A 12,533-nucleotide genomic window follows, 5' to 3' on the forward strand; every position below is an offset into this window, starting at 1 on the left:
CAACCCGGGCAACCCGGACACGTCCCCATGCGTCGGGGTACTGGGCTGCCAGCGCCGGGAGCGGCCTAATACACTTCGCGACGACCCAATGCAACGGGAGAGGTATGTCTGACAGTCAGGCCGTACGGTCGATGAGTCCAGTGGCCCTCGGCCAGCCCACCGTCGGGGAGGAAGAGCTCGCCGCGGTGGCGGAGGTCCTCAAGTCCGGCTGGCTCGCCGGTGCGGGTCCGACCTGCAAGAAGTTCGAGGAACGCTTCGCCAAGGCCGTCGGTACGCAGCACGCGCTGGCCACCAGCAACTGCGGCACCGCCCTCTTCCTCGGGCTGAAGGTGCTGGGCGTCAAGCCCGGCGACGAGATCATCGTCGGCGACTACACCTTCCCCGCCACCGGTCACGCCGTGCTCCAGGCGGGCGCGACGCCGGTGTTCGCCGACGTCCGGCCGGACATCTGGAGCGCCGACCCGGCCCACGTCGAGTCGCTGGTCACCGAGCGCACCGTCGGTATCCTCGCCGTGGACGTCGCGGGCCAGCCCGGCGACTTCGACGAGTACCGCGCGATCGCCGACAAGCACGGCCTGTGGCTGTTCGAGGACGCCGCCTGCTCGGCGGGCGGCACCTACAAGAACCGCCCGGCAGGCAGCCTCGGCGACCTCGCCGCGTTCTCCTTCCACGGCCGCAAGGGCATCACCGCCGGTGAGGGTGGTGCGCTGGTCAGCGACCGCGACGACCTGATGGCGCACGCCCGCAAGCTGCACACCTACGGCATCGAGCCCGCGTTCAGCCGCGAGGGTTCGAACGAGCTGCCGATCCCGGAGTTCCACGAGGCCGGGTACAACTTCCGCCTCTCGGAGATCCAGGCCGCCGTGATGAACGTGCAGCTCGACCGCCTGCCCGACCTGATGAGCGCCCGCCGCTCGGTGGCCAAGCGCTACCACGAGGCGTTCGAGGGCCTGGCCGGCGTCGAGGCGCCCACCGTGCTGCCCGACCGCGAGCACCCCTGGCAGGCATACATCCTCACGATCGCCCCGGAGATCAGCCGCGGTGAGGTGGCGATGAAGCTGCGCGAGCGCGGCATCCAGTGCAACTTCGGCACCTACGCCTCGCACGTCCAGCCGGTGTACGGCAAGGACGTGCACCTGCCCGTCTCGGCCGACATCTTCAGGCGGCACCTGGCGATCCCGATGCACTCCAACCTCACCGACACCGAGGTCGAGCGCGTCTCCGAGGCTGTGCGCGCCGTCGTCGGTGAGCTCAGCTAAACCCTTTACGCAGCAACGAACATCCGCGGACGCAGCTAACTAGGAGATGCAGCGATAATGTCCGACAAGAAGGTTTTCTTCACCGGTGGCGCAGGTTTCATCGGCATGCACGTCATCCCGATCCTGCTGGAGCGCGGCTACTCCGTGCGGCTGTACGACAACATGGGGCGCGGTGACCGGCAGCGCGTGAACGAGCTGCTGGAGACCGGCAAGGTCGAGCTCGTCGAGAAGGACGTCCGCTACGGCGGCGCGGTGCGCGAGGCCATCCGTGGCTGCACGCACGTCATCCACTTCGCGACGGTGTCGATCAACAAGTCGATCGCGGACCCGCACGAGTCCATCGACATCAACATGACCGGCAACCACAACGTCTTCGCCGCCGCCGCGGACGAGGGCGTCGAGCGGCTCGTCTTCGCCTCCACCGCGAGCGTCTACGGCGACCCGGAGCGGCTGCCGATGCACGAGGACGACACGCTCGCCCCGCTGACGCCGTACTGCATCTCCAAGCGCGCCGGTGAGGACCTGCTGGGCTTCTACCAGCGTCAGAAGGGCCTGTCCTGGAACGCCCTGCGCTTCTTCAACGTGTACGGCCCCGGCCAGAAGATCGAGGCGTACTACACCTCGGTGATCAACCACTTCATCCAGCGCCTGCGCGCCGGCCACGCCCCCGTCATCGACGGCAAGGGCGAGCAGTCGATGGACTTCGTGCACGTCACCGACCTGGCCCGGTCCGTCGTCGACGCGATGGAGTCCGAGCAGTCGGGCAAGCCGATCAACATCGGCACCGGCATCGACACCTCGATCGCCACGCTCGCGAAGATTCTCATCGACGCCGTCGGCGTGGACGTGGAGCCGCAGTTCAACGAGCGGGACGTGCTGGTGTCCCGCCGTGCCGCCGACATCACCCGCGCCAAGGAGATGCTCGGCTGGGAGCCGACCATCACCGTGGAGCAGGGCATGACCGAGCTGGTCCGCGCGTCGGACCCCGCAGCGGGCAAGTAGCTTGTCCGAGCGGGTGGCTGGGCCGGCGAAAGGGCGGGCAATGCGGATCGTGGTAGTCAACAACTTCTTCCCACCGCGGGTGGGCGGGAGCGCACACATGTCGGCGTCACTGGCCGAGCAGTTCGCGGCCGCCGGTCACGAGGTGCTGGCTGTGACGGCCGCCTACGAGGACGCCCCCGCCGAGGAGGAGAAGGACGGCTACCGCGTCGTCCGGCTGCCGGCGATGAAGATGCCGCAGCTCGGCCTGTCGATCGACTTCGACATGACCTTCGCCTCGGTGAAGCCGGGTAACTGGCGCACACTGCGCAAGCTGCTCGACGAGTTCAAGCCGGACGCCATCCACCTGCACGGGCAGTTCTTCGACCTGTCGTGGCTGGTGGGCAGGTACGCGCGCAAGCGCCGCATCCCGATCCTGCTCACCATCCACACCCTGCTGATCAGTGACAAGAAGCTGTACAGCGCCGTGTTCCGTTTCCTGGACGCGGCGCTGGTACGGCCGATCATGCGGTACCTGAAGCCGCGGTACGTCATCCTCGACAAGCTCGGGGTCGACTACTGCGTCAAGCGGTACAAGACCTCGGACGCGAACTCCGAGTACTTCCCGATCGCCGTCGACACCGCGCACTTCGACAAGCCGCTGACGCTGGACGTGCGCGCCGACAACGAGATCGCCGCGGACGCCCCGCTGATCGTCTCGCTCGGCCACATCATCCCGCTGCGCAACAGGCTGCCGTTGGTCGAGGCGATGCCGGCGATCCTGGAGAAGCACCCGGGAACGAAGGTCGTCGTGGTCGGCCGCGTCTACCACGACGCGTTCCTCAAGCGCGCCGAGGAGCTTGGCGTGAAGGACGCGTTCGTGGTCAAGGGCGCGGTGCCGAAGGCCGACGTTCCCTCGTACTTCGACGCGGCCGACATCGTCACGCACGACCTCAACGGCGGCTGCGGCACGGCCTCGCTGGAGGCCATGCTCTCCGGCACCGCCACCATCGCCTCCGCCGCGCTGGACAACTACCCGGGCATCGAACTCCGCAACGGTGAGAACGTGCTGTTCGTGGAACCGGACAACTCCGCGCAGGTGGCCGAGTCCGTGATCGGCCTGCTCGACGACCCGGCGAAGCGGGCCGCGCTGGCCAAGGCCGAGAGCACCATGGTGCGGGAGAACTTCGGTCTCGACGTGGTCGCCGACGAGCACCTGCGGACCTTCGAGAAGCTGATCGCGGACGCTCCGAAGCGTTCCTAGAACGTTCCACTGATGGGATGAGGATGTTCTTCGACGACGAGCGCAGCAGCAAGCTGCGCCCGCAGATCCTGACCGAGCTGGTCGGGCAGTACATGAACGACGCCGAACGCGCCGCCCTGTACGGCCTGCCGGAGTCCACCCGGATCCGTGAGCGGGCGAAGATCGTCAGCCCACAGAACCTGACGATCGGCGAGCACTGCTGGATCGGCGAGGGAGCCGTGCTGGATGCCAGCGGCGGCCTGGAGATCGGTGAGCACACCAGCATCGGGCTGAACACGCTGATCTTCACGCACTCGAGCTGGCTGGCGAACATGACGCTGTCCAACCACTCGGGCAGCGACCTGATCGAGCGCAAGCCGGTGAAGATCGGCAAGGGCTGCTTCATCGGCGGGCTGGTCGTCATCATGGCGGGCGTGACGATCGGCGACTTCGCGACCGTGCAGCCGAACTCCGTGGTGGCGAAGGACGTTCCGCCGCGGACGCTGGTTTCCGGCAACCCGGCGCGGGTGTTCCAGCGCTACGACGACGAGTACATCCAGTCCGAAGTGGACAGGGTGAAGGGCGAGAACGAACGTCGCCGCAAGCTCGCCGAGGAACGCGGCGACGCGCCCACCTGGGGTGCCCCCGCAGGCGACTTCACCACCCCGGCGGAGTAACACCCCCGCAATTCGTCGACGTATTGCGCCGCCCGCCACCGCAATTCGTCGACATATTGCGATGCCTTGTGCACGATGCTTCGCAATATGTCGACGTATTGCGGTGTGGGCTTGGGCGCCGGGGGGTGGACGCGGACAGAGCCTGTCGCGGCCGGCCGGGATCGGGGCCGGACGCGACAGGCTCTGCGCCCCTCGCGGCTGGAAAGTCCTAGAGCGTGTACTGCCGGATCCAGTCGACCTCCATGGAACCCGGGCCGGCCTCGCCGTCCTCGGGGAACCAGTCGAGCTGGATGGTCGGGTGCATCGCCCGCGGCGGCAGGGTCTTCGGGTCCTCGGAGCGGAAGAACTCCACACCGTCGACGTAGCCGATGATGTGCTCGGGGGTCCACTCGACGGCGTAGTTGTGCCACTGCGTCATGTCAACGGCCGTCTCGGACTGCACCTGGTCGTTGTTCTCGCCGTAGTGCAGGAAGAACTGCAGGTTCTGCCGCTCGGAGTCGGAGACCTCCGAGTAGTCGATCTCCCCGCCGACGGGGAAGTCCTCGGCGTCCGGCCAGAGGATCAGCACCTGGTGGTAGGCGGAGGTGCCCGCCGTGTACTTGGCCCTGGTCTCCCAGCGGCCGTGGAGCTGGCCCTCGTCCCAGGCCATCCCGCCGGTGGTGCCGTCCTCGGTGCCGTCGATGCGCAGGATGCCGTCCTGGACGCCGACCTGCTCCGGAGAGCGGACGCCGTTGCCCGCGTGCCCGGGGCCGTCGTACAGGCCCCACGCCGGGTCGAGTGTGTCGAAGTTGTCCTCGCGGTTCAGTGCGTCCGTCCAGCCGAACTTCTCGGCGGCCGTGACGCCTTCGTCTGCCTGCAGGGTCGCTGCCTGACTGGGAGTCCCGGCCAGAACCGGGGTGATCACCGCGACGGCGGCGAGCGCGATGGCAGGCAGCCGGCGGAAAGTCTTCACGGTCACGGTCTCTCCTCGACGTGGGTCGGTAGGTCTCGGCCGACCGTACGAGGAGTGGATGGAATTTGACCGACAACTCGATGAAACGGACAGATGTTGACGAGATTCCGGCAGGAACCGGTCAGCGGGCGTATCGCGTCACGATGTCCTTCGCCTTCGGATACAGATCCGGCGCGGTGTCGAGATACTTCTGTTCCCAGAAACTCCAGGCGAACAGCCCCTCGGCGGTGAGCCTGCCGAGGTTGCCGGGTTCGAACACCGTGTCCAGGTCGCCGCGGGTGATGTCCGGCGCCTCGTACGGCCCGAAGTTCGACACCATCACTGGGCCGAACCGGCCGAGGTAGCGCACCATGTCGCTGACGTCCTGAGCGTTGTCGGTGTCCTCGAAGGCGTTGAAGCTCTGGAAGTCGGAGGCGTTGAGGGCATCGGTGAACTGGTCCATCAACGAGTTGCCCGCACCGCCTGCCTCCTGGTCGGCCGAGGCCTGCCAGCCGTCCCAGTTCAGCGCGACGCGCGCGTTCGGCGCGTACTGGTGGAACACCTGACGGACTTCGAGGTAACGCTTGCTCAGCGCGCGGTAGTAGTTCTTCGTCGGAGCGTCCGGCTCGTACACGCTGTCGTTGCAGTTGAGCTTGAGCAGCCCGTTGAACATCGACACGTACAGCGGCGGGTCCTCGGCGCGCCCGGCGAACGACTGGGCGAGCTGGGTCATGTCCTCGAGGAAGCCCGGCGAGAGCAGGTGTTCCACTCCGCAGGCCGGCCCGAACGGGGTGTCCACCGGCCCCGGCGGGGACTTCTCCAGATCCGGGGCGACGATCAGGTGCAGCGACTTCCCCTCGGCGTAGAGCTGGGGGATCTCCTGCTGTTTCCAGCTCGCGTACCTGGCCAGTTCCTCCGGCCCGTCGTACCAGGTCGTGTACAGGCCGATCGGGGTCTCGCCCGCCAGCGGCTGCTGCTGCGCGACGGTGGCCTCCGGTCCGAGCCCGAACAGCAGGCTCGGCGGCCGGGTGGTGTCCGCCGGATACCCCGGCACGGCACGCTTCTTTGCGACGCCGCTCAGATCCTGGCCGCCCGGCGCCGCGTTGCTGCTCCCGGCGAGCATCGGATCCGAGGTGGTCGCCCGGTCGACGACGAACACCGCGCCAACGACGAGCAGCGCCAGCGCGCAGACCACGGCCGCCGCCCGGATCGCGACCGGGCGCCTGGAGAAACCGCGTCGCAGAGCCGAAGGGTGCGGCCGGTGCTCGGGCTCGTCGACGAGGGCGCGCCCGACAATTCTCGGTCGATGGGATTCGTGATCGAGGCGGTTGCTGGCAAGGCGGCGGGAAGTCCTCGTACCGGTGTCGTACTCGGGATTGTCGCCAACGCCGCCGGCAATCGCCTCGGCGTCAATACCGCGACCATGGAACTGCCGGGCGAGCCCTGGGTGCGTCACCGGTGCCGGGTGCACGGTCCGGGGTGCGGGCGGCTGTCCTCCCCGGGTGTCGGCCAGCAGGCTCGTGTGCAGCTCACGCAGGGCGCCACCGGGTTCCGCCCCGAGCTCGCGGACCAGGTTCTCGCGGATCTCCTGGTACGCGGTGAGCGCCTCGGTCGGCCTGCCCGCGTCGCGCAGGGCCGTCACCAGCCGGACCGCGGTCGCCTCCCGCAGCGGGTCCTCGGTGGCGGCGCCCCGCAGCATGGCCACGGCCTGATCGGCACCGCCGTCCGCGATCAGCGCGTCGGCCAGCCCGTCGCGGGCCGACCAGCGCAGTTCGCGCAACCGGGCGGCGGCCGCCTCGGCGACGGGGTTGTCTTCGCCCCGGCCGGGATCGCCGCGCCACAGGTCGAGCGCCTGCCGGTAGGAGGCGGTGGCACCGCGGGCGTCACCCGCGTCCAGCCGGGCCCTGCCCCCGGCGATCAGAGCCTCGAAGACGTCCGAGTCGAGCTGGCCGTGCTCGGTGGTCAGCAGGTAGCTGCCGCGCCTGCTGGAGATCGGGGAGGCCGCGCCCTCGCCGGGCAGGAGTTGCCGCAACTGGTGGACGTAGGTCTTGAGATTGCCGCGGGCCGATGCGGGCACGCGAGCATCGCCCCAGAGCGCCTCGACGAGCACGTCGGTGTCGACCCAGGCGTTCCGTCGCAGAAGGAGTTCGGTGAGCAGGCGGCGGGGTTTGTCCGCGGACACCGGGACGATCTCGCCCCTGGCATCGCGGACCTGTAGCGGTCCGAGGACCCAGAAGCCGACCGGAGTATCGGTCTCGCTTTCGGTCATCACCGCTCCCTCACATCGCCGCTGAGCTGGTCCAATCGAGTGTAGTTGGACGATCGCGGCCCGTCGCGACGTTGCATGTACCTGCCAATGTACCGGTAATGAACCGGCCCTGACCGTCCCTGGACCCGGATCCGGATGCTCGTGACGGTGACGGATTCCATCAAGTTCGCGCTCCTTGGACCATTACAGGCCACGCGCTCGGGCGACCCCCTGGACCTCGGCCCACGCCGTCAGTGTGCCTTGCTGTCGGTGCTGCTCTGCCGGGCGAACCAGGTCGTGCCCACCGACGCGCTGCTGCGCGGGGTGTGGGACGACGAGTTCCCGCCGAGCGGCGCGCGCCTGATCTCGACCTACGTCTACCGCCTGCGCCGGGTACTCGGCGCGGCCGGTACCCCCGAGATCGAACGTACCCGCGGCGGCTACCTGCTGCGCCTCGACTCCGGCGACCTCGACACCGTGCGCTTCGGCGCCGCCGTCGACGAGGCGAAGGAGCACAGTGCGGCCGGACGCCCCGAGCAGGCCCGCGCCTGCCTGGACACCGCGCTCGAACTGTGGCGGGGCGACCCGTTCGCCGGGCTGCCCGGGCCGCTGCTGGCCGCCGAGCGCCTGCGGCTGGGTGAGCAGCGCCTCGCCGCCCTGGAACACCGCGCCGAGCTGAGCCTGCGCTGCGGCGAGGGCGACCTCGGCGCCGCCGAACTGCGGTCACTGCGGGTACAACATCCGCTACGGGAGCGGCTGGCGGCGCTGCTGATGATCGCGCTCTACCGCGGCGGCAGGCAGGCGGAGGCGCTGGCCGTCTACACCGAGACCGACGGCAGGCTGCGCGAGGAACTGGGCGTCCAGTCCGGGCACGAACTGGCGTCGGTGCACCAGGCGGTGCTGCGCGGGGACGACGCGGCGCTGGGCGACCTGGGCGCCCCGGCCGAGCGGCGACGGGAAGCCGTCGCGGCGGACACCCGCCGCCGGGACGACCTGCCCGCCGGTCCCGCGCACTTCGTCGGGCGGACGCGGGAGCTCGAAGCGCTGGCGGCACGCAGGCGCAGGCCGAGAACGTCGGCGAACGTCACCGTGGTCGACGGGATGCCGGGCGTGGGCAAGACGGCGTTCGTGCTGGAGGTGGCCGCCCGGCTGCGCAACCGGCACCCCGGCGGCCGGTTCCACCTCGACCTGCGCGCGCACCGTCCGGGGCGGACGGCGATGCACCCCGACGAGGCCCTGCGGCGCCTGCTCACCGCGGCCGGGCACTGCGCCGCCGACCTGCCGGACTGCGTCGAGGAGCGGGCCGCGCTGTGGCGGCACACCGCTGCCGAGCGTGGCGTGCTGCTGGTCCTCGACGACGCCGAGTGCACCGAGCAGGTACGTCCGCTGCTGCCGTCCGCGCCGAACTGCACGGTGCTGGTGGCCGGCCGGCGCTCGCTGCCCGCGTTGCCGGCGGGCGCGGCCCTGTCGCTCGCGCCGCTGGACGAGGCCGCCGCCACCTCGCTGCTGACCCACGGAGCGGGTGGCGACCGGGTGGCACGGGAGCCGGACGCCGTCGCGCGCCTGGTGAAGGCCTGCGACGGCTCGCCTGCCCTGCTGACGGCCATTGCCGGGCGGATGCGGCACCGCGGGACGCTGACCTTCGCGGCGATGGCCGAGCGGGTCGCCGCGCCGGGCGGCCTGATGCGCATCACGCCCGCCGACGCACGCGGCCTGGACTCGCTGCTCGATCCCTCGTGGCTGCGTCTGACCGTCGCCGAACAGTGCGCCCTGCGGGACCTGGCAGGCCACGGTGACGCGGCCGCCGCCCCGCCGCGGCCCGCCGTGCTGGATTCACTGGCGGAGGCCAACCTCGTCGAGGACACCGCCACCGGCGGGTACCGGTTGCATCCGCTGGTCGAGGCGTACGTCTCGGAGCAGTTCACTCCTCGGTCGGCGACCGTCCCGGTGACCGGCTGAACGGTGGTGGTCCGGCGTGCCCTGGGGGTGTGCGCCGGGCCACCGGCGGCCTGACCGGTCAGTCCAATATGGACGTACATTGTGGACGTTCGGCCAGAACGCTGAAGGGCCGGCATCCCTGGGGATGCCGGCCCTTCAGCGGAACGTCAGCGTGGTGTCACGCGGGCGTGCAGGCCTGCTCCAGCACGTTCGCCACGACCTGGTGCGAAGGCAGGATCGAGGCGCGCTCCGTGGCGGCGTCGACCTTGCCCTCCAGCAGGTCCGCGAACCGGTCGAGCTGCGTGGCGAGCGGCTCGCGGGCGGTGATCAGCTCCGGGATCTCGATGACGGTCTGCTGGCGGTAGCCGAGGCCGTCGGCGGTGGCCGAGTCGTGCGAGACGTGCCGGTAGATCGTCACGTCGCGGCGCAGCAGGTCGATCTCGATCAGCCGGTCCAGTTCGGACACGACCAGTGAGCGGACCTTCTTCTGCCCGAGGCGGGACGCCGAGACCGTGGCCAGCCCGGCCGGGAAGGACAGCACTGTCTCGATGGTGTCCTCCGCGCCCGCGACCGACTGCGGGTGGAAGTAGCCGGCACCGGAGGTGACGCGCGAGGGCGTCTGGCCACCGAAGAACTGGATCGCGATGTCCACATCGTGTACCAGCAGGTCCCAGGCGACACCGGTCTTGATCCGCGGCGCGTAGGGGCCGTGCCGCCGCGCCATCAGGTGGATCGGCTCGTTGACCAGCGCACGGGCCGTCATCACCGCCGGGTTGTAGCGCTCCAGCAGCCCGCACATCAGCGGGACGTCCTTGGCCTGGGAGACCTCGACGATCTCCTTGGACTTCTCCAGGCTGTTCGCCACCGGCTTCTCCACCAGCAGCGGCTTGCCCTGCTCGAGGATCTGCAGCGCCAGCTCGTGGTGCACCTCGGTGGCCGAGGCCAGCACCACGGCGTCCACATCGGACAGATCGCCGAGTTCCGGCGTCCAGTTCGTCTCGAAGCGCTCGGCGCAGGCCTTGCCCGCCTCCTCGCGCGGGTCGACGACCCGGGTCAGCGACACGCGCTCGTTCTGCGAGAGAACACGCGCGTGCAGGGACCCCATCGTCCCGGTGCCGACTAGTGCGATGCGGTGGGTCATGTGCCGAGTACCTCGCGAACGGTGTTGATGACGGTGTCCACCTGCTCCTCGGTAAGGTGCTGGTGGACGGGGAGGGAGAGGGCCTGCGACGCGGCGGCGGCCGCGACCGGGAAGTCCGCGACGTTCGCGCCGGGGACCAGCGGGTGACCGCTGTAGCAGTCGTAGTCGAAGACGATCTTCGGGTAGTAGATCCCGTTGCCGATGCCCTTCTCGGTGAGGGCGGCGGCCAGCTCGTCCCGGGAGAGGAACGCGTGCGGGCCGACCAGCACGGTGTACTGGTGCCACACGTGGTCGCGGCCGGGCAGCACCTGCGGGAGGTCCAGGCCGAGCGTGCCGGCGAGTCCCTCGGAGAGCCGCTTGGCGTTGCGCTGGCGGGCGGCGGTCAGCTCGTCCAGCTTCTCGAGCTGCGGGATGCCGACGGCGGCGTGCAGGTCGGTCATCCGGTAGTTGTGACCGGCCATCTCGTACTGGTAGCGGGCACGCATGCCCTGGTTGCGCAGTACGCGCAGCCGGTCGGCGAGGTCGTCGTCGTCGGTGGTGATGACGCCGCCCTCGGCGGTGGTGACGTTCTTCGTCGCGTACAGCGAGAAGCAGCCGGTGCCGAAGCTGCCCGCCCGCTTGCCGTCGAACGCGGCGCCGACCGCCTGCGCGGAGTCCTCGACGATCGCGAGGTTGTGCTCGGCCGCCAGCGGCACAAGCTTGCCCATGTCCGCGGTCTGGCCGTAGAGGTGCACCGGCATCAGGACCTTGGTCCGCGGGGTGATCGCGGCGGCGACCGCGTCCGGGTCGATCGCGAAGTCGTCCCGCCGGATGTCGACGAACTTCGCGGTGGCGCCCGCCTCCAGGATCGCGTTCAGCGTCGCGACGAAGGTGAACGGCGAGGTGATCACCTCGTCGCCCGGCTGGAGGTCCAGCGCCTGCAGGGACGCGACGAGCGCGGTCGTGCCGTTGTTCACCGCCACGGCGTGCTTCGCGCCCGCCACGCCGGCGAATGTCTCTTCGAAGCGCTTGACCATCGGGCCCTGCGCGATAGCGCCGGATCGCAGCACCTCGACCACAAGGGACTCCGCGTCGCGGACATCCACCACGGTAATGGGAATCATCGGCAGTCTCATTCGCTCTTGGCAGGCAGTTTCGGTGCGTCCGGTACAGTGGGCTCCCGGTTCGTACGGTCGGCTTGCCCCAAACGCGGACCACACGTTACCGGGCGCGCGCGCCCGCCCATACTGTGCCCATAGATAGCCCTTGGATACCAAGGCGACCGCAGGCAGGCGGCGTCGGCTGAGGCGGTTGCTTCCGCTGGTCGGTCCGCGTCAGGTCGCCCTGGTACGCCCGTCGATGAACGGACCGTCTGTGTCGAATCCGGTGTCCTCTCCCGAGCCCAACCGCGTCCACCCCACCGCTGTCATCGGCGAGGGGGTCGAACTCGGAACGGGCAACGTCATCGGCCCCTACGCGGTGATCCTCGGCCCGGCCGTCATCGGCGACGGCAACTGGATCGGACCGCACGTCACGATCGGCACCCCCGGCGAGGACCGCGGCGGGCCGCACCCCGCCGCCTGGGAGCACCCCCCGGCAGGCGACCCGGAGTCGGACGGTCACGGGGTGCGCATCGGCAGCCGCAACCGGATCCGCGAGTACGTCAGCATCCAGCAGGGCACCTGGCGGACCTCCACCCTCGGTGACGACAGTTATCTGTTGCGTGGCAGCCACATCGGCCATGACGTGCTGGTGGACGACGCCGTCACGCTCGCCTGCAACGTGCTGCTCGGCGGGCACACCCACGTCTGGTCCGGCGCGAATCTCGGTATGAGCACCGTCGTCCACCAGAAGGCCAGGATCGGACCCGGTGCGATGGTCGGCATGGGCTCCGCGGTGCGCAGGGAAGTGGGCGCGTTCACGATCAGCGTCGGCAACCCGGCCAGGGCGTCCGGCGTCAACATGGTGGGCCTGTCCCGGCGTGGCCTCGACGAGGCGACGATCGAGGCACTGTCGCCGTGGCTGAAAGGCAAGGCCGGACTGCCCGGCGACGGGCTGGTCGACCGGCTGCCCGCGGACCTCTCTACCTTGGTGAAGGCCTGGGACGCCCGTCCCGAGCTGTAGCCACCGGGCACGCGC

At 69.8% G+C, this 12,533-nt stretch carries 10 protein-coding genes; 6 read left to right on the forward strand and 4 right to left on the reverse strand.

The genetic code is table 11. The features are described from left to right. Window positions 1–131: 131 nt before the first annotated feature. Genes CFN78_RS10090 through CFN78_RS10105 form a run of 4 tightly spaced genes read left to right on the forward strand, consistent with a single transcriptional unit; the run spans window position 132 to window position 4,157 of the window. Window positions 132–1,259 carry a DegT/DnrJ/EryC1/StrS family aminotransferase gene (locus tag CFN78_RS10090; RefSeq protein WP_094862432.1) on the forward strand — a complete coding sequence of 376 codons (1,128 nt, stop codon included), beginning with the start codon at window positions 132–134 and terminating at the stop codon, window positions 1,257–1,259. A gap of 57 nt (window positions 1,260–1,316) precedes the next feature. Next, window positions 1,317–2,261, forward strand: a complete 945-nt coding sequence (locus CFN78_RS10095) for an NAD-dependent epimerase/dehydratase family protein (RefSeq protein WP_094862434.1) — start codon at window positions 1,317–1,319, stop codon at window positions 2,259–2,261. Window positions 2,262–2,301: 40 nt separating this feature from the next. Next, window positions 2,302–3,501 carry a glycosyltransferase family 4 protein gene (locus CFN78_RS10100; protein WP_094862435.1) on the forward strand — a complete coding sequence of 400 codons (1,200 nt, stop codon included), beginning with the start codon at window positions 2,302–2,304 and terminating at the stop codon, window positions 3,499–3,501. 23 nt (window positions 3,502–3,524) lie between these two features. Then, the gene (locus tag CFN78_RS10105) at window positions 3,525–4,157 is read left to right on the forward strand and encodes an acyltransferase (RefSeq protein WP_094862689.1); all 633 of its coding nucleotides are present in this window, start codon (window positions 3,525–3,527) and stop codon (window positions 4,155–4,157) included. Window positions 4,158–4,365: 208 nt separating this feature from the next. Here the strand turns inward: CFN78_RS10105 and CFN78_RS10110 are convergent, their stop codons facing one another. Next, the gene (locus CFN78_RS10110; RefSeq protein WP_165777505.1) at window positions 4,366–5,115 is read right to left on the reverse strand and encodes a glycoside hydrolase family 16 protein; all 750 of its coding nucleotides are present in this window, start codon (window positions 5,113–5,115) and stop codon (window positions 4,366–4,368) included. Between the two features lie 115 nt (window positions 5,116–5,230). Then, on the reverse strand, window positions 5,231–7,357 hold the full coding sequence (locus tag CFN78_RS10115) for an AfsR/SARP family transcriptional regulator (RefSeq protein ID WP_094862438.1): 2,127 nt from the start codon (window positions 7,355–7,357) through the stop codon (window positions 5,231–5,233). 147 nt (window positions 7,358–7,504) lie between these two features. On the opposite strand from CFN78_RS10115, the gene CFN78_RS10120 reads away from it, so the two are divergent. Beyond that, entirely contained in the window at window positions 7,505–9,295 is a 1,791-nt protein-coding gene (locus tag CFN78_RS10120) for an AfsR/SARP family transcriptional regulator (RefSeq protein ID WP_165777506.1), read from the forward strand. Between the two features lie 157 nt (window positions 9,296–9,452). Here CFN78_RS10120 and CFN78_RS10125 read toward each other — a convergent pair whose 3' ends face one another. Next, window positions 9,453–10,415 carry a Gfo/Idh/MocA family protein gene (locus tag CFN78_RS10125; RefSeq protein WP_094862441.1) on the reverse strand — a complete coding sequence of 321 codons (963 nt, stop codon included), beginning with the start codon at window positions 10,413–10,415 and terminating at the stop codon, window positions 9,453–9,455. Continuing rightward, window positions 10,412–11,518 (reverse strand): DegT/DnrJ/EryC1/StrS family aminotransferase, encoded by a 1,107-nt coding sequence (locus tag CFN78_RS10130; protein WP_094862690.1) that lies wholly within the window; start codon window positions 11,516–11,518, stop codon window positions 10,412–10,414. The genes CFN78_RS10125 and CFN78_RS10130 overlap by 4 nt, the downstream gene beginning before the upstream one ends. A 235-nt stretch (window positions 11,519–11,753) precedes the next feature. Here CFN78_RS10130 and CFN78_RS10135 point away from each other — a divergent pair, with 235 nt between their 5' ends. Then, on the forward strand, window positions 11,754–12,518 hold the full coding sequence (locus CFN78_RS10135) for an acyl-ACP--UDP-N-acetylglucosamine O-acyltransferase family protein (protein WP_094862691.1): 765 nt from the start codon (window positions 11,754–11,756) through the stop codon (window positions 12,516–12,518). The last annotated feature ends 15 nt before the right edge of the window (window positions 12,519–12,533 follow it).

Source organism: Amycolatopsis antarctica, from assembly GCF_002262875.1.
GTDB classification, from domain to species: Bacteria; Actinomycetota; Actinomycetes; order Mycobacteriales; family Pseudonocardiaceae; genus Amycolatopsis; species Amycolatopsis antarctica.

Bases quoted from the DNA above. Each gene is read 5' to 3' on its own strand.
- CFN78_RS10090 (WP_094862432.1), top strand. From the start codon at position 132: ATGAGTCCAGTGGCCCTCGGCCAGCCCACCGTCGGGGAGGAAGAGCTC.
- CFN78_RS10095 (WP_094862434.1), top strand. From the start codon at position 1,317: ATGTCCGACAAGAAGGTTTTCTTCACCGGTGGCGCAGGTTTCATCGGC.
- CFN78_RS10125 (WP_094862441.1), bottom strand. From the start codon at position 10,415: ATGACCCACCGCATCGCACTAGTCGGCACCGGGACGATGGGGTCCCTG.
- CFN78_RS10135 (WP_094862691.1), top strand. From the start codon at position 11,754: ATGAACGGACCGTCTGTGTCGAATCCGGTGTCCTCTCCCGAGCCCAAC.
- CFN78_RS10100 (WP_094862435.1), top strand. From the start codon at position 2,302: ATGCGGATCGTGGTAGTCAACAACTTCTTCCCACCGCGGGTGGGCGGG.
- CFN78_RS10130 (WP_094862690.1), bottom strand. From the start codon at position 11,518: ATGATTCCCATTACCGTGGTGGATGTCCGCGACGCGGAGTCCCTTGTG.
- CFN78_RS10115 (WP_094862438.1), bottom strand. From the start codon at position 7,357: ATGACCGAAAGCGAGACCGATACTCCGGTCGGCTTCTGGGTCCTCGGA.
- CFN78_RS10105 (WP_094862689.1), top strand. From the start codon at position 3,525: ATGTTCTTCGACGACGAGCGCAGCAGCAAGCTGCGCCCGCAGATCCTG.